23 protein-coding genes are annotated in these 24,735 nt (G+C 41.5%); 11 read left to right on the top strand and 12 right to left on the bottom strand.

All coding sequences use genetic code 11. The features are described 5' to 3' along the window. Positions 1-11: 11 nt before the first annotated feature. The 5 genes from Q0R88_RS24575 to Q0R88_RS24555 form a co-directional block, all read right to left on the bottom strand. Positions 12-656 (bottom strand): response regulator transcription factor, encoded by a 645-nt coding sequence (locus Q0R88_RS24575; protein WP_295721071.1) that lies wholly within the window; start codon positions 654-656, stop codon positions 12-14. Beyond that, the gene (locus Q0R88_RS24570) at positions 622-1,452 is read right to left on the bottom strand and encodes an ATP-binding protein (protein WP_295721070.1); all 831 of its coding nucleotides are present in this window, start codon (positions 1,450-1,452) and stop codon (positions 622-624) included. The genes Q0R88_RS24575 and Q0R88_RS24570 overlap by 35 nt, the downstream gene beginning before the upstream one ends. Beyond that, entirely contained in the window at positions 1,419-2,000 is a 582-nt protein-coding gene (locus Q0R88_RS24565; protein WP_295721069.1) for a hypothetical protein, read from the bottom strand. The genes Q0R88_RS24570 and Q0R88_RS24565 overlap by 34 nt, the downstream gene beginning before the upstream one ends. Before the next feature lie 112 nt (positions 2,001-2,112). Next, positions 2,113-2,625: a hypothetical protein gene (locus tag Q0R88_RS24560; RefSeq protein WP_295721068.1), complete on the bottom strand. Its 513-nt coding sequence runs from the start codon at positions 2,623-2,625 to the stop codon at positions 2,113-2,115. Between the two features lie 955 nt (positions 2,626-3,580). Beyond that, complete coding sequence (locus tag Q0R88_RS24555) at positions 3,581-3,937, bottom strand: hypothetical protein (RefSeq protein WP_295721067.1); 357 nt, start codon at positions 3,935-3,937, stop codon at positions 3,581-3,583. Positions 3,938-4,020: 83 nt separating this feature from the next. On the opposite strand from Q0R88_RS24555, the gene Q0R88_RS24550 reads away from it, so the two are divergent. Then, complete coding sequence (locus tag Q0R88_RS24550; RefSeq protein WP_295721066.1) at positions 4,021-5,106, top strand: metallophosphoesterase; 1,086 nt, start codon at positions 4,021-4,023, stop codon at positions 5,104-5,106. 35 nt (positions 5,107-5,141) lie between these two features. Here Q0R88_RS24550 and Q0R88_RS24545 read toward each other — a convergent pair whose 3' ends face one another. The 3 genes from Q0R88_RS24545 to rsfS all read right to left on the bottom strand — a co-directional run bounded on the left by Q0R88_RS24545 (position 5,142) and on the right by rsfS (position 8,421). Continuing rightward, a complete protein-coding gene (locus tag Q0R88_RS24545; RefSeq protein ID WP_295721065.1) occupies positions 5,142-5,792 on the bottom strand; it encodes a lactate utilization protein in 651 nt (216 codons plus the stop codon). Between the two features lie 56 nt (positions 5,793-5,848). Beyond that, positions 5,849-7,957, bottom strand: coding sequence for an ATP-dependent zinc metalloprotease FtsH (ftsH, locus tag Q0R88_RS24540; RefSeq protein WP_295721064.1), 2,109 nt, complete (start codon positions 7,955-7,957; stop codon positions 5,849-5,851). 89 nt (positions 7,958-8,046) lie between these two features. After that, entirely contained in the window at positions 8,047-8,421 is a 375-nt protein-coding gene (rsfS, locus tag Q0R88_RS24535; protein ID WP_295721063.1) for a ribosome silencing factor, read from the bottom strand. A gap of 47 nt (positions 8,422-8,468) precedes the next feature. Here rsfS and Q0R88_RS24530 point away from each other — a divergent pair, with 47 nt between their 5' ends. The 4 genes from Q0R88_RS24530 to pfkA all read left to right on the top strand — a co-directional run bounded on the left by Q0R88_RS24530 (position 8,469) and on the right by pfkA (position 12,574). Then, a complete protein-coding gene (locus tag Q0R88_RS24530; protein ID WP_295721062.1) occupies positions 8,469-9,239 on the top strand; it encodes a biotin--[acetyl-CoA-carboxylase] ligase in 771 nt (256 codons plus the stop codon). 3 nt (positions 9,240-9,242) lie between these two features. Continuing rightward, the gene (locus Q0R88_RS24525; protein WP_295721061.1) at positions 9,243-9,695 is read left to right on the top strand and encodes a protein-disulfide reductase DsbD N-terminal domain-containing protein; all 453 of its coding nucleotides are present in this window, start codon (positions 9,243-9,245) and stop codon (positions 9,693-9,695) included. Positions 9,696-9,716: 21 nt separating this feature from the next. Further along, on the top strand, positions 9,717-11,453 hold the full coding sequence (locus Q0R88_RS24520) for a cytochrome c biogenesis protein CcdA (RefSeq protein WP_295721060.1): 1,737 nt from the start codon (positions 9,717-9,719) through the stop codon (positions 11,451-11,453). A gap of 143 nt (positions 11,454-11,596) precedes the next feature. Beyond that, positions 11,597-12,574 carry a 6-phosphofructokinase gene (gene pfkA / locus Q0R88_RS24515; RefSeq protein WP_295721059.1) on the top strand — a complete coding sequence of 326 codons (978 nt, stop codon included), beginning with the start codon at positions 11,597-11,599 and terminating at the stop codon, positions 12,572-12,574. A gap of 139 nt (positions 12,575-12,713) precedes the next feature. On the opposite strand, the gene Q0R88_RS24510 is transcribed toward pfkA, so the two are convergent. After that, on the bottom strand, positions 12,714-13,256 hold the full coding sequence (locus tag Q0R88_RS24510; RefSeq protein ID WP_295721058.1) for a 5'(3')-deoxyribonucleotidase: 543 nt from the start codon (positions 13,254-13,256) through the stop codon (positions 12,714-12,716). A gap of 144 nt (positions 13,257-13,400) precedes the next feature. Here Q0R88_RS24510 and Q0R88_RS24505 point away from each other — a divergent pair, with 144 nt between their 5' ends. The 5 genes from Q0R88_RS24505 (at position 13,401) to Q0R88_RS24485 (ending at position 19,486) form a co-directional block, all read left to right on the top strand. After that, positions 13,401-13,928, top strand: a complete 528-nt coding sequence (locus Q0R88_RS24505) for a 30S ribosomal protein S16 (protein WP_295721057.1) — start codon at positions 13,401-13,403, stop codon at positions 13,926-13,928. Positions 13,929-14,070: 142 nt separating this feature from the next. Next, on the top strand, positions 14,071-14,598 hold the full coding sequence (gene rimM / locus Q0R88_RS24500) for a ribosome maturation factor RimM (RefSeq protein ID WP_295721056.1): 528 nt from the start codon (positions 14,071-14,073) through the stop codon (positions 14,596-14,598). Positions 14,599-14,874: 276 nt separating this feature from the next. Continuing rightward, complete coding sequence (locus tag Q0R88_RS24495; RefSeq protein WP_295721055.1) at positions 14,875-16,230, top strand: APC family permease; 1,356 nt, start codon at positions 14,875-14,877, stop codon at positions 16,228-16,230. A gap of 133 nt (positions 16,231-16,363) precedes the next feature. Beyond that, a complete protein-coding gene (locus tag Q0R88_RS24490; protein ID WP_295721054.1) occupies positions 16,364-17,776 on the top strand; it encodes a glycosyl hydrolase 53 family protein in 1,413 nt (470 codons plus the stop codon). A gap of 57 nt (positions 17,777-17,833) precedes the next feature. After that, the gene (locus Q0R88_RS24485; protein WP_295721053.1) at positions 17,834-19,486 is read left to right on the top strand and encodes a M28 family metallopeptidase; all 1,653 of its coding nucleotides are present in this window, start codon (positions 17,834-17,836) and stop codon (positions 19,484-19,486) included. 156 nt (positions 19,487-19,642) lie between these two features. Here the strand turns inward: Q0R88_RS24485 and Q0R88_RS24480 are convergent, their stop codons facing one another. From Q0R88_RS24480 to Q0R88_RS24470, 3 genes are all read right to left on the bottom strand, one after another. After that, positions 19,643-20,005 carry a TM2 domain-containing protein gene (locus tag Q0R88_RS24480; protein ID WP_295721052.1) on the bottom strand — a complete coding sequence of 121 codons (363 nt, stop codon included), beginning with the start codon at positions 20,003-20,005 and terminating at the stop codon, positions 19,643-19,645. A 170-nt stretch (positions 20,006-20,175) separates the two neighbouring features. Further along, positions 20,176-20,430: a DUF2752 domain-containing protein gene (locus tag Q0R88_RS24475; RefSeq protein WP_295721114.1), complete on the bottom strand. Its 255-nt coding sequence runs from the start codon at positions 20,428-20,430 to the stop codon at positions 20,176-20,178. A 46-nt stretch (positions 20,431-20,476) separates the two neighbouring features. Further along, on the bottom strand, positions 20,477-20,884 hold the full coding sequence (locus tag Q0R88_RS24470; protein ID WP_295721051.1) for a DUF4199 domain-containing protein: 408 nt from the start codon (positions 20,882-20,884) through the stop codon (positions 20,477-20,479). A 158-nt stretch (positions 20,885-21,042) separates the two neighbouring features. Between Q0R88_RS24470 and mfd the strand changes: the two genes are divergently transcribed. Then, complete coding sequence (mfd, locus tag Q0R88_RS24465; RefSeq protein WP_295721050.1) at positions 21,043-24,396, top strand: transcription-repair coupling factor; 3,354 nt, start codon at positions 21,043-21,045, stop codon at positions 24,394-24,396. Positions 24,397-24,735 lie beyond the last annotated feature (339 nt).

Genomic DNA, 24,735 nt, shown 5'->3' with positions numbered 1-24,735 from the left:
AATTTAGCAAATTACAAGTCAACCAGCTTGTTTTTTATGCTGTACAAAACCAGGCCCACGCGACTCTTTATTTGTAGTTTCTCAAAAAGCTGGTCGCGGTAACTATCAACAGTACGCACGCTGATGCACATGGTATCTGCAATTTCCTTATAAGTGAGTTCGGTACTGGTGAGGCGTAAAAACTCAATTTCGCGCGGATTCAGTTTTACCTGTGCGGCCTTATCAGAATTAAAATTATGAAGCAGGTGCTTGGTAACAAAATCAGGATAATACAGGTCGCCTTCTGCAACCTTAGTTAATGCCCTTTCAAACTCATCTGGTTCAGAATCTTTTAAAAGGTAGCCCTTTACACCGGCCCTCACCATCGTAAGCACCTTCTCGGCATCCTCAAACATCGATAGAATGATTACCCTGATAGAGGGATGATATTTTTTAAGCCATTGTGCAGTTGATATTCCGTCCATCACGGGCATATTGATATCGAGCAAAACAATATCCGGGATATGTCCACCTGCAATATTATCTATCAGTTCCTTGCCGTGCGCGGCCTCAAACAGTATATTATAACCATTAAAGCTACCTATCAGCGCCGCCATGCCACTCCTAAAAAGGCGATGATCGTCAACCAGGGCTATTTGAATGGGTTCCGTTAGCATAAATTTCTTGTACCTGGGGGTTTAACGATAGCTTAATAGAACAGCCTTTTTTGGGCGAGCTGTTTATAACAGCCTCAGCACCAATTAAACCCGCCCTGTTTGTCATGTTACGCAATCCAGATCCGCTCTTGTCACTAAGCAATTCGGGTTGGAAACCAACACCATCATCTTCGATGGTTAAATTAAACATTTGTGTATTATAATACAAACCAATTTTAATGTTTGCTGCGTCTGCATGTTTCAACACGTTATTTAGAGCTTCCTGGAATATTCTGAACAAAACCAGCTCCCGTTGCTCGCCCAGGCTGTACACTTCTCCCTCCACTATTACATCCATATGGATAAGCCCGCTTTTGTTAACACGGACGGCCTCCATCTCCAATGTTTTTACCAGACCCAATGCGCTGATGTGCTCAAAGCTCAAACTTTTTGACAGATTACGCAGATCGGTAATGGTTTGGGAAATAAGTTCCCGGTTATCATTCAAACTCACCTTCTCCACCCCATCCAGCTTATTGCCCAACAGACCAAGGTTAAGTTTTACGAACGATAAAACCTGGGTAATATTATCATGCATTTCCCGGCTTACATAGTTCAATGTTTCTTCCTGTATCTCCAGGCGGGTTTTTAGCAGTTCCTGCTTAAAAGAGGATTTTAACTCGGCTTTTTCAAGTGCGTTTTTATTCTGTTTTTTTTGAAACATCAATAAAAAACCAACCATAAAAAAACCTAATAATAACAATAATGCAGTACCTGCAATTATTATAAGGATAACTTCTTCGTCTTTGAAAAGCATAAAAAGGCGTAAATTAAAATTGAGTTGAGCAACAAGTTTGAAAGCCCTGGAATAGTTGCCGCCAGCATGTAAAAATGATAATTGTTTTTATATACCATGTAGCTATAACAGGAATAAAAAAGACTCTTTGAAAGAAAATAAAAAAGCAAGCCCGTAACAACTAAAAACGGCGGGTGCTTTAAAAGTACTAAACCCTCCGTTGCTTCTTTCAACAAATCGTGATAATAGTTGTAAATTAAGGTTAAAATAAACAGGGCCTGTAATACCATTGCAATTGTATTCAACTTCCACATTCCCTGAACAAAAAACATATCAATAAAGGAAAAGAGTATTACAATACCAGCAAATAGATATACTTTTTTTTTATAAGATGCTCTTTTTGCAAGTGACGTCATTAAATAAGTAAAAAGAATAAAATCTATTAATTCCATGATGTTAGCGCACCAGGAGTCGGTATGATTAATCATCAGCAAGTTAAACAGATTCGCAAATTCATAAACACTTACACACCCAAAATAGGGTACAAACCATTTAAAATTGCTGTCCATTTTTTTGTAAGCGTACAAGCTAAAAGCAAATGTTATCGGCAAGGATATAAGGTAGATGTAGTATAATGTCAGCATTGATGACCTTTTAAATATAAATACTATTACGCAAAAGCTAATATTGGGACAGTGCCGCTGACTTCTTTGTCTTTGAAAAGCATAAAAAGGCGTAAATTAAAAGTGAGTTGAGCAACAGGTTTGAAAGCCCTGGAATAGTGGCTGCCAAAATATAAAAATGATAATTGTTTTTATAAATCATAAAGCTAAAGCATGACATAAAAACACTCTTTGAAAGAAAATAAAAAAGCAAGCCTGTAGCAACTAAAAACGGTGGATGCTTTAGAAGAACCAAACCCTCCTCTGCCTCTTCCAACAAATTGTAATAGTAAATACAAATTAAACTTAAAATAAATAAAGCCTGCAATACAATTGCCATGGTATTCAACCTCCAAATTCCCTGAATAAATGCCATATCAATCAAGGAAAGCAGTATTACGATAGTAGCAAGTGTGTATACTTTTTTTTTATACAATACTCTTTTTACAAGCGACGTCATTAAATAAGTATAAAGGATAAACTCTATTAATTCTTCGATGTTACTGCACCAGGAATTGGTATGATTAATCATCAGCCAGTTTAACAGATTCGCAAATTCATAAACAATTACAAATGCAAAAAATGGAACAAACCATTTAAAATTGCTGTCCATTTTTTTGTAAGCATGCAGGCTAAAACCAAATGTAATCGGCAAGGATATAAGGTAGATGTAGTATAACGTCAACATTGATGGCCTTTTAAATATAAATGCTATTGCGCAAAAGTTAATATTGGGAGAATGCCGCTGACTTCTTTATTTTTGGAAAGCATAAAAATGCTGATATTAAAAGTGAATTAAGCAACAGGTTTGAAAGCCCGGGAATAGTTTGTGCCAGGATAAGAAAATGATAGTTATTCTTATAAGCCATATAGCTATAACAGGAATAATAAGCCGAATTCGAAAGAAAATAAAAAAGCAACCCTGTTGCCGCCAAAAACGGTGGATGCTTTAAAAGTACCAGATGCTCCCTAGCTTCTTTCAATAAGTTATAGTAATAAATACAAATTAAGGTTAAAACGAACAATTCCTGCAATATTAGGGCTATGGTATTCAACCTCCAAATTCCCTGGATAAAAATCATATCAATAAGCGAAATCAGGATTATAATGCCCGCGAATATGTATACCTTCTTTTTATACAAAGCCTCTTCGTTAAAAGAGGTTATTAAATAAGTAAAAAGGATAAACTCCATTAATGAAATATTGTTGTTGCACCAGGAGTTGGTATGATTGATTATAAGTAAGCCGCGCATACTGGCAACCTCAACACAAATTACAAAGGGCAGGTACCAGCGAAACCATCTAAAGTTTCTATCAAGCTGCTTATATGTGTATAGGCAAATTAAAAAAGCTATTATTAGAGATATGAAATAAAGGTTATATAACATTCAATTATTGATGATCTTTTAAATATAAATGCTAAAATAGCTCATCCTTAAATACTTTTTTAATATCATCAATAATTGAATGCTATGTCCTTTTATCAATTAACAGGAGCAAATCGGCGGGCATAACTTCCCTCCATTAACAGCCTCTAAACCATTAGCAAGGACACTGCCATCAGAAAGTGCATCTGTATCACCACTTCCGTTATTCACCGTTCCAATAAAGATAGCGGTTGTTTGAGAAGGGGCCTCAGGCTCTTTTTCATCGTAAGCGGCCAGGTAAACCCTTACGCCTGTTGTTTCTGCCGGCAGATTGTTCACAAAATCTTTAAATGCAGCAACATCAAACCAGATTGATTTGGTATCATTAATGCTATAGGTACCATCAATCAGTTTTTTCCGGGTAGTTTCATACCGTTCTACCATTTGTTTCGCAATAGTTAAATCAATAGTCTTCATATTTAATCGGGATTAGTTAAAAAAATGACCACGCACTTTTACTCAATTATAACACAAAAAGTTTTATCTTCTGTTAAAAATCCATGCGCAAATTTTTGCAAAAACTATTAACCCAACCTGTAGCCAAACTTGCCGACAGACTATCGTCACGGCCCGATAAGAAACGGGTTGACAAGGCCTTAAGCCGCCTGTATAAAAACATCATTACCAAACCAGGGAAAAAAGGACTGGTAATTCCCTTTGATTCCCTTAAAGATAAATTTATCATCTTTTCTGATCAGCATAAAGGCGCGCGCGATGACATGGATATTTTTGCCCTTGCCGAGAAAAATTATCTTACAGCGCTTAACTATTACGAAGAACAACAATTCTTTTATATTAACCTGGGCGATAGTGAAGAGCTTTGGGAAAACCTTTTCATCACCATAAAAAAGCATAACAAAGCTACTTTTGAAAGCGAAAAACGCTTTATTAACCGCAAAGCTTTCCTCAAAATATTTGGCAATCATGACCTTTATTGGGGTAACGACCCACTGGCCGGAGTTGGCTTGCTGCAAGTATACGGACAGCTGGTAAAAATTTATGAGGGTGCAATATTACAAACCAGTGTAAATGAAAAACCGCTAAATATATACCTTACTCACGGCCACCAGGGAGATTTGCAAAGTGACGGCAACTGGTTTAGCAAATGGTTTGTATCAGACATTTGGGCACCATTCCAGGCTTATTTAAAGATTAACCTCAATACACCGGCCAATAATGATCAGCTAAAAACCGATCACAACCGGATCATGTATGAATGGGCTGCAGAGCGAAATAACACCCTGCTCATTACCGGCCACACCCACCAGCCGGTTTTCAGATCCCTCACCCACCTTGAAAGGTTATACGATGAGATGGCAAAGGCAAAAAGAACCAACCACACAGCCGCAGTTGCCGAAATTGAAAAACAAATAACCAACAGGAATTTAAAAGGCGATATAGTACCCGATTTTAGTGCCTATAAACCTTATTATTTTAACAGTGGCTGCTGTTGCTTTGATGATGGGGATATAACCGGCATCGAGATAGCAGACGGTTTTATAAGATTAATAAAATGGGAGTACGATGATAAAAAGAAAAGTAACCGGATTGTATTGGAGGAATGTAAACTCGATGAGTTGATTTAGGTTAGTGAATTTAAATAGACCTTAAGCCGCTGGGTTTACCCTTCCTGAGAATCATCCAATAAAAACACAAACAACTCTTTTGGGCCATGTGCGCCAAGTACCAGAGTTTTCTCAATATCGGCTGTGCGGCTTGGACCCGTCACGTTGCTGATCATGGATGGCAATTGATTACCATATTTACTTTTAAGAAGCTTGAACCCATCTTTAATATCCATTACCATTTGTGATGTGTAAGCCAGCACAATATGTACAGGAGGATAGATGCTTAACCGCCTGCCGGCCATATTACCGTTTGATAGTAAAATACTCCCATTACGTGCGATTAAAGCTTCGCAAAAGGTAAAGCCAACGTCGGCCTGGTCAAAATCTTTGTCGGTTTCGTAAAACGGATATTCAAAACGGGTGAGTATTTCCTGTAAGCCGGGCTCCCAGCAATATATTTTACGCCAGTTTCTTTCTTCGGCCAGGGTAAGTAGTGTTTCTATGAATTGCATTTCATCTTCGCAAAAAATAAACTGCCCGTTAACAGCAGTAAATTGCTCTGCAAAAACAACTTCGGGTATCTCCTCATCGTTTGCGTAAAGTGGCAGGTCTTCCAGTTGAGGGTACGGATTGTCCCTTTTTTCCAGCAGTGCCTTCCGGATCTTTTTAAGCAGTTTTTCTTTTGATGTGGTGATATCCCTCATAGTAAAAAAGGAAAGCCACCAGCTTGGCTGATGGCTTTTTTATAATGTTGTTTTTATTAAACTTTTGGCTCCTGCCCGTCAATCCTTGATAACTCAGGATTGGTTACAGTTTCAGGAATAGCGTTGTTATCAACATCAGGGTTCATAGCAGCTTCACCATTTACAAATTTATCATAAGTGGTTCGTTCATCAAATGGGCGTTTTCCTAATATCTCTTCCAGATCACTTTGGAACAACACTTCTTTTTCTAACAGTTTTTGAGCTATTTTCTCTAAACCTTCGCGTTTTTCGTTCAACAATACTTTGGTTTTTTGATAAACCTCATCAACCAGTTTACGTACTTCGTTGTCAATCATTTCAGCAGTTGTGTCTGAATATGGTTTATTAAACTGGTACTCTCCCTGCGGATCATAGAAGGATACGTTACCTACATTGCCATTCATACCGTAAATTTTAGTCATGGCATAAGCAAGCTTGGTAATACGTTCCAAATCGCTTAAGGCTCCGGTCGAAATTTTTCCAAAAACGATGTCTTCAGCAACCCGGCCACCCATAGAAACACTCATTTCATCTAACAATTGCTCGGTAGTGTACAAAAACTGCTCTTTTGGCAGATATTGAGCATAACCCAATGCTGCTACACCCCTTGGCACTATAGATACTTTAACCAACGGATCGGCATGCTCCAGGAACCAGCCTGCAATAGCATGGCCCGCTTCGTGGTAAGCTACAATACGTTTTTCTTCGGGTGATATTATTTTGTTCTTCTTCTCCAAACCACCAATCACACGGTCAATGGCATCCTGGAAATCGGTCATATCTACCGATTCTTTATTTTTACGGGCGGCAATCAGGGCAGCCTCGTTACAAACATTGGCAATCTCGGCACCTGCAAAACCTGGTGTTTGTGCCGATAATTTTTTAGCATCAACACCTTCATTAAGCTTAATAGGCTTCAAGTGAACCTTAAAGATCTGCTCACGGCCTATCAAATCCGGTTTATCAATTGATACCTGTCTGTCAAAGCGGCCCGGGCGTAATAATGCAGAATCCAATACATCCGGACGGTTGGTTGCAGCAAGAATAATTATACCAGAATCGGTACCAAAACCATCCATTTCAACCAATAACTGGTTCAATGTATTTTCGCGCTCATCATTACCACCAACAATATTGTTTTTACCACGGGCACGGCCAATGGCATCAATCTCATCAATAAATATAATACAAGGGGCTTTATCTTTAGCCTGGCGGAATAAATCACGAACACGTGATGCACCCACCCCTACAAACATCTCCACAAAATCTGAACCCGAAAGGGAGAAGAATGGCACCTGCGCTTCACCAGCCACAGCTTTAGCCAATAAGGTTTTACCTGTACCAGGTGAGCCTACCAGCAATGCGCCTTTAGGTATTTTACCACCCAGATTGGTATATTTTTTAGGGTTTTTCAGGAAATCTACAATCTCCATTACCTCTTGTTTGGCTTCCTCAAGACCGGCAACATCGTTAAACGTAACCGAAACCTGAGCTTCTTTATCAAACAGGGTAGCTTTTGATTTACCGATGTTGAAAATTTGTCCGCCCGGGCCACCGCCTGAACCACCAGACATACGGCGCATAATGAATATCCAAACAGCGGCAAACAAGATCACCATAATAACTCCCTGTACTAACCAGTTAGATAAAAGGCTTTCGCGACCCTGCTGAAGCTCAACCGAAATTTTGGGAGCTGTAGGATCTGTGCTTTCTACAGCGGCAATAGATTTTTTTAAGCTCTCGTATGAATCATCAGTAAAAGTATACTGAGGACCATTGTTTGAAGCGCTAAATAAATGCTGTTGTTTTCCACTATCAGAAACATAACGTTGTTTACTCAGGCTTTCCTTCTTAATATAAACCTCGGCAATTATTAAATCACCGCTTTTGTACGCAATTATTCTGTCAACATCATGCTGCTTCAGCATGTTAGTTTCAAAATCCTGATAGGTGATTCGCGCACCATTATCTCCGCCTAACAAGGTAGACGCCAACAGAAACGCTAAAACAATAATACCATAAATCCACATAATGTTAAACTTAGGTGGTTTAGGAGTTGTTTTTTTATTTAGAATCTTCCTTATCGGTTTCGGACTTTCTGATTTATTATCTTTATTATCTTTCATTTCTTTGTTACGAGCCAAACTTAATATCTATAATTTAAAATACATAATTATTAGCATGACGCTTCCACGGGCCTTTATGTGACCAGCAATTAAGCGCTTTTGTAATATTTAATTTCTGCATCCCCCCATAATTCCTCTACGCCATAAAACTCGCGCTTCTCGGTTCTGAAAATGTGGACCACAACATCCACATAGTCAAGCAGTATCCATTCGCCATATTCCAGCCCTTCCTTGCGCCATGGCTCTTGTTGGGTAGCATTAAAAATTTCGTCTTCAACGCTATTCGCTATAGCTTTAACCTGTGTGGTTGAGTCGGCATGGCAAACTACAAAGTAATCTGTTACCGAACTATTTAAGTTACGAAGGTCTAACCTTACTATTTCATTTCCCTTTTTTTCCTGTATACCATGTATAGCCAATTCAGAAATATAGGTTGATTGATTTACCTTTTTATTTTTTACCATCAAAAAGAATTAGTTTTGAACGTTTTTGGGTTAAAAATTATTACACTTTGCAAAATAACATATTTTCGGGATTATTTGTTGGTCAAAATTTGGTAACAATTAAAGAAGTTGATTCAACCAACATTTTCCTTAAAACATTACTGTCAAATTCCAAGCCATTGCCCGAAGGTACGGTCATTATGGCAGAAAGCCAATATGCCGGCCGGGGCCAGCAGCAAAACAAATGGCACAGCGATCCGGGCAAAAACCTTACTTTCAGCATATTGCTAACGCCCTCATTTTTACCTGTTTCTAAGCAGTTTGACCTTACACGCGTAGTAAGCCTGGGCGTTTATGAGGCCCTTAAACCTATACTTGGCGATAAATTAAAAATAAAATGGCCAAACGACATTTATTATGAAGACCGTAAGCTTGGCGGTATTTTAATAGAAACTAACTTGCAAAGCGACAAAATAAAAAGTGCCATAATTGGCATTGGCCTCAACATAAACCAGGAGAATTTTGAACCCGGGGCCGGTAATGCTATTTCTGTAAAACAAATCTTACATAAAGATTATGATTTACGAGCTTTATTATCTGAAATTTGCGGTCATATTGAGGCTTACTACCTTAACTTAAAGGCCGGTAAGTTTTCTTTTGTAAGGAACACCTATTTAAACCGACTATACTGGTTAAACGAGGCAAAGGATTTTCGGTCAAACGGTGAGGTTTTTAAAGGAACCATTATTAATGTAAAAGATGAAGGTTTGCTTGTTGTTGAAAATAATAGCGGCCAACATGAGTTTAGTTTAAAACAAATTGAATTTTTAAATAAGTAATAAATGAAAAAATTATTGTTGATGATTGTGGCGCTGGTTATTTGCGCCGGAGCCTATGCACAGATTGAATCGCCGGTAAGGTGGTCATATGCTGCTAAAAAACTAAATAGCAAAGAGGCTATTGTATTTTTAAAAGCGACTATACAACCGGGCTGGCATATTTACTCCCTTAATGTTGGCGATGGCGGCCCTATAAAAACCTCTTTTGAGTTTGCCCCATCAAAGCTTTACGCCACAAACGGCAAAACCGCCGAACCAACTCCTATATCTAAGTTTGAGAAAGCTTTCAACATGAATGTTAGCTATTTTGAAAAAGAAGTTGTTTTTCAACAAAAAATCAGCCTTAAATCGGCTGCGGCAACCAATGTAACAGGCAAACTAACATACATGACCTGTAACGATAAAAAATGCCTGCCACCAGAAGATGTTGACTTTACCATCCCATTAGGCAAATAAACACTTCCCCCTGGTACATCAATGAAAATATTTAGCAAGATCAACTGGTTGCCTACATCTATAGCTGTAGTAACCTTACTCATTATATTTGGCATAAACGCTCCAAAGCCTGTTTATGCGGCTCAAAAAGGAGGCAAGGATACAACAGTATCAACCGGCGATATCCAGTTTACCAATATACCAACTGCTGCCGATAGTATCGCTATCAGGAAAAAAGCGGCCGACTCTGCCGCCAAGGTGGTAGCTGCAAAACCTGTTGTTAAGCATGACGCGCCAAAGCCGGAGAAAGCCAAAACACTTTGGCAGATATTTATTGAGGGGCTTATCGGCGGCTTTACCGCGGTTATCCTGCCCTGCATTTATCCGCTATTGCCATTGACTGTAAGCTTTTTTACCAAAAAGAGCGGCAGCCGAAGCAAGGCCATCATGCAGTCACTTATTTATGGTGTATCTATCATTGTAATTTATGTAACGCTTGGCTTGCTGATCTCCATCATTTTTGGATCAAGCGCACTTAATGAGTTGGCTACTAACGGTATATTTAATATCTTTTTCTTCCTGCTGCTCATTGTATTTGGGATATCATTTCTGGGCGCGTTTGAAATTACCCTACCCAGTTCATTAGCCAACAAGCTGGATGAAAATTCTGACAAAGGCGGCCTTACAGGGATTTTCTTCATGGCATCAACCCTGGTGGTGGTTTCATTTTCATGTACCGGGCCAATAATTGGCACTTTACTGGTTGATGCAGCTTCAAAAGGCGATAGGCTTGGACCAGCAATGGGAATGTTTGGTTTTTCGCTCGCGTTGGCCCTGCCATTTACAATATTTGCTTTATTTCCGTCGGCTCTTAAAAGCCTGCCAAAATCTGGCGGCTGGCTTAATAGCGTGAAGGTTGTTTTAGGATTCCTTGAACTCGCTTTCGCTCTAAAATTCTTATCGAACGTTGACCTGGCCTACCATTGGCATTGGTTTGACAGGGAAGTATTTTTATCCCTTTGGATAGTTATTGGTTTAATGATAGGGCTTTACCTGCTGGGCAAAATTAAATTTTCGCATGATAGTGATACACCGTATCTATCTATCCCAAGGTTATTTTTATCAATAATTGCATTTGCATTCGTTGTTTATATGATTCCGGGTTTGTGGGGCGCTCCGCTCAAATCTATCGGGGCCTTTTTACCACCAATAGGCACACAAGACTTTGATCTTTCGCCAATACCGGGGGGCGGCGCTACGGCAACAACAGCAAACCAAGACGGTAAAGAACGAAAATACGCGGCAAACTATTCGGCCCTTGCAATAAAAGGCCTGGCGCCATGGTATGATTATGACCAGGCACTACAGGTTTCAAAAGAGTTGCACAAACCAATATTGATTGATTTTACGGGCTTTGCCTGCGTTAATTGCCGCAATATGGAAGCCAACGTATGGTCGGACCCTGTGGTATTTAAAAAATTACAGAACGACTTTATCCTTTTACAACTTGTGGTAGATGATAAAGCAACCTTAGATATTAAAGATCAATATACATCAACTTACAATTTTAAAAAGATAACTTCCATTGGCGACAAATGGAGCGAATTGGAAGCAAGCCGCTTCAACTCAAATTCGCAGCCGTTATATGTAATGCTTGATAGCGATGGCAAGGAAATGACTGATAAAAACGGAACAACTTTACCACATTATAATGCCGATTACCACATAAATAGGTATCTTAATTTTTTAGATAGCGGCATCGCGGCTTACAAAAAGTAACACAGCATATAAAAATTAAGTGTAAATTCGCGGCAACTTTTAAAAGTTTGCCGCGTTTTTTATATACCGGCAATTTTTAACAACACTAATTAAATTATTCAATTTTTTAAGGTAGGGTTAAGCCAACCATATCAGGATAAAAAATGACGCAGATTAAAAATATCGGACTTTATACTTCAGGAGGAGACTCCCCGGGGATGAACGCTGCCATTAGGGCGGTTGTACGTACAGCTATATATTATGGTATTGATGTTACAGGCATCCGTCGTGGTTATGAAGGAATGACCAGGGGCGATTTTATACCTATGAACCGCAAGTCGGTTTCAAACATCATACAACGCGGGGGTACTATTTTAAAAACCGCCCGTTGCGATAATTTCAGATCGGCCGAAGGTCGTCAACAAGCCTTTGAACAGTTAAAAAAACATAATGTTGATGCCCTTATAGGTATTGGCGGCGATGGTACATTTACCGGCGCTAAAGTATTTGGAGCAGAGTATGATATACCTATCATTGGCCTGCCCGGCACCATTGATAATGATTTGATGGGCACCGATTTCACCATAGGTTATGATACAGCTATTAATACAGTTGTTGAAGCTGTGGATAAGATTCGGGATACAGCAGAATCACACGATCGATTATTCATTATTGAAGTAATGGGCCGCGACTCGGGGCTTATTGCGTTGCGTACAGGTATTGCAGCCGGTGCCGAAGCTATTTTGATTCCGGAAAGCAAGGGCGGCATGGAAGGCTTATTTAACCGCCTCCAAAACGGTCGTAAAGATAAAACCTCCAGGATAGTAATAGTTGCCGAAGGTGAAGAAGCCGGTGGCGCATTTGAAGTTGGTCGCCTTGTACAGGAACGATTCCCGAATTATGATACCCGTATATCCATATTGGGCCACATCCAACGCGGTGGTGCACCAAGCTGTATGGATAGAGTATTGGCAAGCCGTGTAGGCGCCGCTGCCGTTGAAGCATTAAGAGATGGCCATCGTAATGAAATGATTGGCATAATCCACAACGAAATTGCCTACACTCCATTTGAACACGCTATTAAACACCATGTAGACATTAACCCCAACCTGTTAAAGTTGGTGGAAATTCTATCAATGTAAATAAAAAGAAACGGGCTCTGATTATAACAGAGCCCGTTTCTTTTTTATCCCCGTGGACCTGGCTTTTTATATTTGGCTTGCAAAAGCATTATTCACAATCAAACGCCCGTTAAACTATAAAAAGGCAAACGGCTAAACGCTATACATCTAATAATTTGGCGGCGATGTCCTGCCAGTTATCAACCCTTTCAAAGCCATCTACCAATAAATTGTGCGGCGATGTATACAACAGTTTTCGCCCTTTGAAAGTAACAAAGTTCTTTATCCGGTCATCAATCATGATATCCACATCCAGTACTTTATGGCCGCAAAAAATAATATTGGTCCATGATATAAATGGAAAATGCTCTTCCAGCCACTCGTGCTTATCCTCAAGCGAATATTTAAACTCCATTGCTGCAGAAGCTATATAAACATCATATTTTTCCATAAGGGCTTTTACCACTTCCTGGCTACCCGGCATCACTTTCAGATCCCGAAAAAAACCTTTCTCGTTAACATACTCCCTTACAGAACTAATGAGATGCGGCGGCAGTGTTTCTCCAAACTCCTTGCCATGCATATCGGCCAGTAACACCTTTGTTTGATGGCGCTCTTTATATAGTTCGATGAATTTATCAATGGTATCCGCCAATACCTCATCCATATCAATTGCGATGCGTGGTTTCCTGATGATGCTCATGCGGCTCAAATTGCAATTTTTTTTATTGAAACAACAACCAAATAATAATTAATTGCAAGGCTTTTAAATTGTTAAGAATAATTTATACCTTTGCATCCCCGCAGAAAGAACTCCGGGGACATGTTGAATACATAAAATAAAGAAATGGCAACTAAGATCAGACTGCAAAGACACGGTAAAAAAGGAAAACCTTTTTACTACATCGTAGTAGCAGATGCCCGCGCTCCTCGCGACGGTCGTTTTATTGAGCGTTTAGGTTCATACAACCCAAACACCAATCCTGCAACTATAGACATTAATTTCGACAAAACTTTAGAGTGGGTTAACACAGGTGCCCAGCCTACTGATACTTGTCGTGCTATCCTTTCATACAAAGGTGTATTGTACAAAAAACACTTAGAAGGTGGTGTAAAAAAAGGTGCTTTAACTGAAGAACAAGCTGCAGCAAAATTTGCTGAGTGGACTGATCTGAAAGAAGGAAAAATCACCGGTAAAAAAACCAGCTTAACATCTGCAAAAGACGAAGCACGTCAAGCTGCTTTGGCTGCTGAGGCTAAAAAGAAGGAAGAAAAAGCTGCTGCAATTGCTGCTAAAAATGCTCCTGTTGCCGAAGAAGTTGAAGCTCCTGCTGACGAAGAAGCTCCGGCTGCTGATGCTGATAGCGCAGAATAATTCATTAAAGAAGCAAGAAATAAGGATCGGGAATCCATATAGCTGCAAAGCTTCGGTTTTGATTCTTACATCTTGATTCTCTACAATGGCGAAGCAACCTCACAATAGGTTCTTCGCCATTATTGTTTAATAACGATTTTTTATGAAGACCGAAGATTGTTTCAGGGTTGGCAGTATATTAAAAACCAAAGGACTGAAAGGTGAAATGCAGATCTATGTAGATTTTGACAACCTTGATGCCATTAAGTTTGATGCCGTTTTTATTGATATTTCTGGCAAAATGATTCCTTATTTTGTGCAATCCATTAAATACCTCCAAAAAAGCAATGCTTATTTGTATTTGGAGGATGTGGATACCATTGAAAAGGCTGCCCTGATGGTAAAAAGGGATATATACTTACCCAATAAGCTGAAACCCAAAAAGAAAAAAGCAGAGTTCACCCTGAACGATGTGGAAGGTTTCATCGCCATTGATGAAACTCATGGCGAACTGGGCGAGATCATCCAGGTACAGGAATATCCGCAGCAGCTGATAGCTACTGTTCAATACAAAAACAAGGAAGTGCTGTTCCCGCTTAATTTAGAAATAATTAAAGGAATCGATATCGAAGCCGGAGAAATCTACATCGATTTACCTGAGGGTTTATTGGACGTTTATTTAGAAGACTAAAACAGTATCCGCCGGGGTAAAACCTTTTGTCATCCTGAACGATTTGAAGGCTCTGCTATTCGCCGGGCTTCTTCGCCTTGTAAAGTCTGCGATTAGATCCTTCAAATCGTTCAGGATGACAAATCTTTTAAATGGCATGCACCTTCCAGTATAACAGGCAAAATTCGCAAAACGCCATTGGTAGAATAGGCCATTGAAGGGCTTCACATTCAGCCCATTTTAAATAAAACTTACAAAACTTCAATAATTACGGCTTAAGTTATATTTTTATACCTTATGCCATCACCCGCTGCATTAAGAAAGATAAGGCCTGTACAGCTTGTTGCTGTTATCTTCTTCACCGTATCCGGCGGGCCTTATGGTTTGGAGCCGCTTTTAACTTATGCCGGCGACCACGCCGCATTGGCCATACTGCTGCTCACCCCTCTTTTATGGGATGTGCCTGCCATTTTCACCGTATTGGAACTCAACAGCATGATGCCGGTAACTGGGGGCTATTACAAGTGGGTAAAATATGCATTAGGCACGCGCTGGGGTTTTTACGAGGGATGGTGGACCTGGCTTTACACTTTTGTGGATCTGGCCATATACCCCGTACTTTTTGTACAATACGCTTCATTTTTTTACCCGGTTTTACTGCAGTACCAGGTACCGGTTTGCCTGCTCATCATCTGGGCATCAGGAGGGTTAAATATACTGGGGATAGTACCCGTTGGAAAAGTAAGCCTGTTTTTAAGCGCTGTAGTATTGGCCCCCGTGCTAATTTTAATTGTTTTGGCAATCCGCCACCACTCGGGGCCATTAACCATCCCTGCCCCATCATTAAAGGGGCTCACATTTCCATCGTTTGGCATGGCTTTGTACACCGTAATGTGGAATTGCCTGGGATGGGATAACATTACCACCTATGCCGAGGAGGTTGAAAAACCGGTGCGCTCCTACCTGGTATCTATGCTTATCGCCTTTGCCCTGGTTATTGTTGTTTACTTTTTTATCACCTGGATAGCCCAGCAATCGGGCATCAATCACGATACCTTAACAAACAATGGTTTCCCTGCTTTAGGCGTGCTCATTGCCGGGAAATGGCTTGGCGTGGCAATTGCCATTGGCGGCATGGCCAGTACGCTGGGTATTTATGCAGCGGTATTATTATCAGTATCACGCGTGCCCCAGGTAATGGCCGAGGATCATTTACTGCCAGCTGGCCTTAACAAGCTGCACAAACGCTTTAAAACACCCTATGTATCCATTATCATTTGTTCATTGGTAGTAAGCTTTATGATTCTTTGGACCTTTGCCGATCTGCTCATTATAGATGTTACCGTTTATGGCGCTGGTTTGTCATTAGAGTACATCGCCCTGGTACAGCTACGTATAAAGGAGCCGGATAAAAAAAGGCCTTTCCGTATCCCATTAAGCATAACGGGCCTTTGCCTTGTGCTTTTGTTACCTTTTATAGTTTATGGGGTGGCATTGGGTGGGGCGCTTTCTTCAACACCAAAAGCATTAACAGCGGCAGGCTTTGCTATAACCGCATTGTTAAGCGCAGAAATAGCATGGCGAATAATTTTACTGAGCAGGCCCCATTTAAAAAACAGTTTCCCCCGCCCCCATCCAACAGAAAAAGACTAAAAACTGCTTATCTTTTACTGTAAGATCATCCGTTATTTGAATTGTAAAAATTCGGCGATGTTGTTCATGCTACCCCTCTCAATGGTAAGGCGCACAATAAAACCGCTACCTTTAGGCAATCAACTATATTTCTATGCAAAAGCATTTCTTCAATTGTATTACCGTAATAGCCCTGCTGCTTGTTGTTTCAACAGCCTCCGCTCAGCGTCGCAGAGCCGTAAAGCCAGCTGGTCAACCGGCCGAAGTTCAGATTACTCCCTATAAAACCACCATGCTGGCCAACGGCACCGATGATGTCATGATAAAGGTGGTAGTAATTGATAGCAAAGGCAACGAAGTAAAAACGGCAGGCAATCTTATCCGGTTTTCGGTTCAGGGAGATGCCCATATCGCGGCAATTACTACTCAGGATAAAAAAGATGCAGGAGCTAAAATCGCTGATACCGCGGCACAGGCTAATTTAAAAAACGGGCTGCTTTGGGTTAAGGTGATAGCCGGCCGTACGCTCGGTCACATAAAATTCGAGGCAAAATCTGATAGCTTATGGACCGGCTCAACCGAGATCCATACGGTGCAGCCGGGCGTGCCCCATAAAGTCACTAATGACAAATACATAGCCAAAACAGTAAAAGATAAAATATTAGGGGCTGATATATCTTTCCTGCCCGAACTGGAAGCCAAAGGCGTCAGGTTCAGTGATAAGGGAGTTGAAAAGGATGCGATTCAGATACTAAAGGAGCATGGTTTTAACTATATCCGTTTGAGGATATTTAATGCCCCTGCCGGCCCCAAAGGCTACTCACCCAATAAAGGCTTTTGCGACCTGGAACATACCAAACAAATGGCCAAACGGGTTAAAGCCGCAGGCATGAAACTCCTGCTCGATTTTCATTACAGCGATTATTGGGCCGATCCGCAGCAGCAAAACAAACCGGCAGCATGGGTTGGCCAGGATTTCACCACCCTAAAAAAGTCTGTTCAGGATTACACCACCATGGTGATGCAACAACTAAAGGATCAAGGCACCACGCCCGATATGGTACAGGTTGGCAACGAAATAAACCATGGTATGATATGGCCCGATGGGCAGATCAATAACCTGGATAGTTTGGCTCAGTTGATATATGCGGGAACAAAAGGGGTGAAAGCAATTAGCCCAAAAACAATAATTATGGTGCACATTGCTTTGGGCGGGCAAAGTCTCGAGTCGCGCTTTTTTATGGATAACATGACAGCGCGTAATTTACCCTTTGATGTAATTGGCTTATCTTATTATCCCAAATGGCACGGTACACCCGATGACCTGAAAGCCAACATGGCCGATCTATCTAAACGCTACAACAAGCAGATTATGGTTGCGGAGTATACCCAGCTAAAAAAAGAAGTTAATGATATTGCCTTCACCGTTCCGGGCGGCAAGGGTATTGGTTCATTCATTTGGGAACCATTAAGTACCTGGGAACAGATATTTGATCGCAACGGAAAATCAAACTCGTTCATAGATGTTTACCCCGGTATTGTTAAAAAGTACAACATCAAACCATGAGCTGGCCTGTTGCACAATGAGCCTCCATTTACTTACATTTGAAAAAACACAACACTCATGAACATCAAACATACTTGTTTTTTACTGCTAACCGGCGGGGCTTTGTTTACAGGCTGCAGTCAGGACACCAAAACTAAGGAAGCAGAAAAGGCGATAACTCCCGATGAAATTAAAGCACAGATTGCTGTATTAGCAGCCGATTCATTAATGGGCCGCAAACCCTTTACCGAGGGTGAAAACAAGGCAGTTGCCTACATCTCTTCTGAGTTCAAAAAAGCCGGATTAGAGCCGGGTAACAATGGCAGTTATTTTCAGGATGTGCCGATGGTGGAGATCACCAGCACACCATCAGAAACCATGGAGATCAGCGGCGGTAAAACACCAATGAGCCTGCATGCCACTACTGATTTTGTAGCCTCAACCCGCCAGGAAGTAAATGCGCTCGAACTAAAAAAGTCGCCATTGATATTTGCCGGCTATGGTGTTATTGCACCAGAATACGGATGGAATGATTATGCAGGATTAGATGTAAAAGGTAAAACTGTAATTGTGCTGGTTAATGATCCGGGATTTAAGTCTGGGCACTCCGACTTTTTCAAAGGTGACACCATGACCTATTATGGCCGCTGGACATACAAATATGAGGAAGCCGCCCGGCAAGGAGCCGCCGGCGTGATCATTGTGCACCAAACAGCCCCGGCAAGCTATGGCTGGAAAGTAGTTCAAAACAGTTTCACAGGTGCAAAACTTTACCTGCAGCAAAACGATAAGCACATGTCCCGCTGTAAGGTAGAAGGCTGGATGAGCGAGGATGCCGCCAAACAACTCCTGGCAGATGCAGGTGTAACCGGCGATATCCGCGCCATTGCCCGCCAAAAAGGATTTAAGGCCATCCCGCTAAACAGGGATATTTCTTTAAGCATCAGCAATAAATTAAAATACTCCACATCGCGTAATGTTATAGGCACCCTAAAAGGTAGCGCAAGGCCTAATGAATATATATTATATACTGCCCACTGGGATCACCTTGGTGTTGGCAAGCCGGATGCCAAAGGCGACAGCATTTACAACGGTGCGGTTGATAATGCAAGCGGTGTTGCCGCTATCATTAGCGTAGCCAATGCATTTAAAAACGCAAAGGAAAAACCACAGCGATCTATTGTTTTTCTTGCCGTTACCGGCGAAGAACAGGGCTTGCTGGGTTCAGAATACTACGCAACCCACCCGGTTTACCCGCTCAATAAAACTGTAGCCGACCTCAATATGGACGCATTGGGCAGCTATGGCGAAACCAAAGACATTGCCATCACCGGCAAAGGCCAAAACGACCTGGAAGATTATGTGGCCGATTTTTCCAAACAGGATGGGCTAACTGTAGTTGGCGACCGGACACCGGGTTCTGGCAGTTATTACCGCTCAGATCATTTTAACTTTGCCAAGCTTGGTGTACCTGCGCTTGATATCAACAATGGCAGTATCAGCAAAACGCAGGGAGCGACCTATGGTGCCGATAAGCAAAAAGAATATGGCGAGCTGCGCTATCACCAGCAGGCAGATAACTACAGCAGCGATATGGATGCTACGGGCATGGCCCAGGTAGCCGATATCCTTTTCAGGGTAGGTACAAAACTGGGTAACGAAACCACCTTCCCCGGTTGGAAACCAGGATCTGAATTCAAAGCGGTAAGGGATAAAGCAATGGGAAAGTAGAGAAAAGAATCAAGAAAAATAATTTCAAAAAGGCCTGTCATGGCGAGCCCGCGAAGCTCTGATAGGCCTTTTTGAAAAACAAAAAATCCACCCCATAACAGAAGGTGGATTTTTTCATTGTATATATAGTTGAAACTGAAGCCCTCTATGGGGATCTTAGTTGCTCATTTTAACGATGTTGAAACTTTCAAAAGCCATTTTTTGATTGTATTCGTTGGCTATGTTTTTATAGTTGATCAAATCAACAATGGTACCGATAAAGCAAAAGCCGGCGGTGAAAAAGTATAGCAATCCCATACCTATCTGATCGGTAAGAAAACGTTGAACGCCGGCTGCACCTACAAAACCCAATAAGGTAGCCAGCATTAAATCCTGGGGGTTTCTGCGTTTGCCGTAGTAAATGCTCATAAAATATTTTATCTGATTTTCATTCAGTGATGCTGTGGCCTGTTGTAAAAAGGCAAATTCTTCGGGAGTTACGCCGTCGAACATCATATATGGGTTTGGGTAAGAGTCCATCTTATTAAAGATTAAGTTTGTGTTTGTTTTATGATATAAAGGTATGCCTGCACACCATAAACACCTACGCCTTATAGGTTAGCGGGGGAAACAAGTCGGTGAAATACTGAGTTTTGGCGGTGAAAATAGAATCAAGAGATTAGCGTCAGGAATCGAGACAAAAACCTGTGCTATCGGATGAACTTTTTCTGCGTTGAAGAAAAAAAGCGGAGGCTACTTATCACATATATCCGGTGAAAAATTACCAGTACCGCAGGTATGCCCAGCCAATGGGCATGAAGAGAGTTTTTAATTTGCCCGTGAAACAGGTAGATGATAGAATGCCCCAGGCCACAGCCCGGGCACCAGGTTACGCCCAATAATTTTAATGGGCATAAAGTAAAATGCGATGTGGCCTGCGGCGAAGTAAAAGTCAGGCACAACATCGCGATTATCCAAAAAGCAAGCTCAAAGTATTTTGAAAAAAGCTGTTTAATCAACTTTATTTGATTTATTGGTGAACAGTAAAGATACTGCAAACGCCAATAATACACCAACCAGCAGGGCTCCGAATATGCGGCCCGAGAAGTCACGCAAGGTATTGTCTGTTGACACGTAGCTAAAATACAATATGGCCCCAAAAACGGTTATTGCTCCACCGGCAATTAGTATCTTAAAGCTTTGTATCAATGCTTCTAAAAAGCCCATCTGGCCTTTACAATCGGTTTTACGATAGCTCCAGATGCCAATAAACAACCCGGCCGCAGGGATCAGGACCGAAAAATATTCAAATGGGGCCACGGTATCCTTAAGCGGCGTTACCCCCATGGAGTGCGAAACAAACATCCAGATAATACTTAATACGCCGATAAAGCCACCCCATAAAACTGCATTCTTCATGATGATTTAATTTTAGTTGAAAATTTAGGTCGAATTCCGAGGAAATATTCCTTGAATTTATAATTAAAAAGTAATTAAATCTGCATATTGTTTGCATTGATTTATACAATTTATAAGGATTTATTAAAAAGGGCTTTTTTGCGTACATTTGCAGCAGTTTGAACATCCGTGATATATTAGATAGATATAAAGTTGATGACCGGATTAAGGCATTGGCCACCGCGCTTAATGCTTCCAAAAATCCAAGGGTACAACTTCGTGGTTTAGTCGGGTCAAGTGATGCGGCCATGGCGGTAGCATTGTATTTTTTACAGCACAAACACATGGTGTTTGTATTGCCCGAACGCGAAGAGGCCGGCTATTTCCAGGCCGACCTGGAGAACCTTACCGGTAAAGAGGTATTACTTTTCCCCTCATCATACCGCAAGCCATTTGAATTTACCCAGCCCGATAGCAGCAACGTGCTTGCCCGTGCCGAGGTATTGAATGAGCTTAACCATTCGTCTGAGTTTGGCCAGCTGATTGTTACCTACCCTGAAGCACTCGCCGAAAAAGTTATAGACCGTGCATCCCTTGAAAAAAACACACTTGAGATTGCCGTTAGCAATAAGCTAAGTATCGATTTTATTAATGAGTTTTTAATTGAATACGATTTTGACCGGGTTGACTTTGTTTACGAACCGGGCCAGTTTTCTGTAAGGGGTGGCATTGTTGATATTTTCTCGTTTTCGCATAACCTGCCCTACCGTGTAGAGTTCTTTGGCGATTTTATTGAATCAATCCGCACGTTTGAGATTGAAAGCCAGCTATCTGTTGAGCAGGTAAAAACCATCACTATTGTGCCCAATGTGCAATCTAAATTTTTAACAGAAAGTAACATCTCCCTGTTAGAATATGTGGATGCAGGCACGCAGATTTGGATAAAAGATGTACAGTTTACGCTGGATATTATCCAAAGCGGTTTTAAAAAGGCAACCAATTTATGGAAGGCCCTATCTGCTGATGAAAAAACGCAGAACCCGGACTGGATAGACCCTAAATTTGGCTTTACAGACGAGAAACTGATTGCCGATCAGCTGCATGATTTCCCGGTTGTTGAATTTGGTAAACAATTTTTTTATCAGCCAAGCGCAGCCATCAATTTTGATATGCGTCCGCAGCCATCTTTTAATAAAGATTTTACGCTGCTTATCCATAATTTTAAAAATAACGAGACGGAGAAAATTCAAAACTTTATCCTTACCGACTCTTCCAGGCAGGTAGAAAGGCTTTATGCCATTTTGGATGACCTGGATAAAACAGCAAAATTTACCCCGGTAAGCATTTCGATAAGGGAAGGGTTTGTGGACCAGGAGCAAAAACTGGCCTGCTATACTGACCACCAGATTTTTGATCGTTATTATAAATATAAGCTCAAAAAAGGTTACCAGCGTTCGCAGGCTATCACCCTGAAAGAACTGCGCGACCTTAAACCCGGCGATTACGTAACCCATATTGACCATGGCATTGGCAAATACGCCGGCCTGGAAAAAGTGGAAGTTAATGGCAAACAACAGGAAATGATCCGGTTGATATATGCCGATAACGACTTGCTTTACGTAAACATCAACTCGCTTAACCGCATTTCCAAATACAGCGGTAAGGAGGGTACTGTACCCAAAATGAACAAATTGGGTACCGATACCTGGGAGAGACTTAAAAAAACTACAAAAAAAAAAGTTAAAGACATCGCCCGCGATCTGATCAAGCTTTATGCACTGCGTAAAGCACAGCATGGCAATGCCTTTTCGCCCGATAGTTACCTGCAAACCGAACTTGAAGCATCCTTCATTTATGAGGATACCCCAGACCAGGAAAAAGCTACTGCCGATTTTAAAAAGGATATGGAATCGCCGCATCCTATGGATAGGCTGATATGTGGCGACGTGGGCTTTGGTAAAACAGAGGTTGCCATTCGCGCGGCATTTAAGGCCGTTGCCGATAGCAAACAGGTAGCCATATTAGTGCCTACCACTATTTTAGCAGCCCAGCATTACAAAACATTTACCGATAGACTAAAAGGCTTCCCGGCTAATATTGATTACATCAACCGGTTTAAAACCAGCAGGCAGATCAAGGATACCTTAGATAAGCTGAAGGATGGCAAGGTAGATATCATTATAGGCACACACCGTCTGGTGAGTAAGGACGTAAAGTTTAAGGATTTGGGGTTGATGATCATTGACGAAGAGCAGAAGTTTGGCGTATCAACCAAAGAGAAGCTGAAACAAATGCGCGCCAATGTAGATACGCTTACGCTTACCGCTACACCTATACCCCGTACGCTGCATTTCTCGCTGATGGGTGCACGTGACCTTTCTATCATATCAACCCCTCCGCCAAACAGGCAGCCTGTAGTTACTGAGCTGCATGTGTTTAATGACAAGCTCATAAAAGAGGCCGTTGAATTTGAGATTGAGCGCGACGGGCAGATCTTTTTTATTCACAACCGTGTTGCCGATTTGCCTCAGTTGGGCGGAATGATCCGTAAACTGGTGCCAAAAGCCCGCATTGGGATTGCGCACGGACAGTTAGAAGGCGATGCACTGGAAGATGTGATGCTGAAGTTTGTGAACCATGAGTATGATGTGTTGGTGGCCACTACCATTATTGAGGCCGGCCTGGATATTCCGAACGCTAACACCATCATCATTAACTACGCCCATATGTTTGGCCTGAGCGATCTGCACCAAATGCGCGGACGCGTGGGCAGGAGCAATAAAAAAGCCTATTGCTACCTGTTGAGCCCTCCTTTATCAACGCTTACCAGCGAGGCCCGCAAGCGCCTGAGCGCCATTGAAGAGTTTAGTGACCTGGGCAGCGGCTTTAACGTAGCCATGCGCGATCTGGACATCCGCGGCAGCGGAAACCTGCTTGGTGCCGAGCAAAGCGGTTTTATTGCCGAAATAGGCTTCGAAATGTATCACAAGATATTGGATGAAGCTATCCAGGAATTAAAGGATGATGAGTTTAAAGGCGTTTTCCCCGATGATAAGCCAAGGCCATACATCTCCTTTACCCAAATAGATACCGACCAGGAGATATTAATTCCTGATGAATACGTAACCAATATAGCCGAGCGATATAACCTATACACCGAACTATCCAAGCTGGAATCTGAGGTTGAATTATCGGCCTTTCAGCAGCAATTACACGATCGTTTTGGACCGATACCACCACAGGTACATGATTTGCTGAATACCATGCGCCTGCAATGGATGGGCAAAGCTATTGGATTTGAAAAGATCTCCTTAAAAAAAAATGTATTACGCGGCTACTTTATAACCGACCAGCAATCAACTTATTTTGAAACAGAGGCCTTCCATAACGTATTGGCCTTTGTGCAAGGTAACCCACGCCGCACCAATTTAAAAGAAGTTAAAAACACTTTGCGCCTTAGCGTGGAAGGAGTACACAGTATTGACCAGGCGTTACTGTTCTTGAATGAGATGGCGGGGCTGGTTGGGGCGTAATTAAGAGGGCTGCCAGCAAAAAGGCGTCCTATTCCAAATATCTGACTATCAACTCACATTTCAATGTACCCACCTCATTGCAGTAAGAGGTATAAAATTTGCCAAACTCTGAAGAGAAAACGACGCTTTAAAAGTCTTGTCATCCTGAGTTGATAAAATTTCGCGAAACTCTGAAGGCAAAATGACGTTTTACAAGGTTTGTCATCCTGAGTGGTAAAATCCGGTGGCCTCTGAAGGGGAAATGACGTAACAAAAATGGCTGTCATCCTGAGCCTGTCGAAGGATAGCGGGCAAAGGCCTCTCCGCGCGAGTCTTCGACAGGCTCAGACTGACAGGTCC

The organism is Mucilaginibacter sp. (assembly GCF_025362475.1).
Taxonomy (GTDB): domain Bacteria; phylum Bacteroidota; class Bacteroidia; order Sphingobacteriales; family Sphingobacteriaceae; genus Mucilaginibacter.
This window is presented reverse-complemented; position numbering and strand designations above follow the sequence as displayed.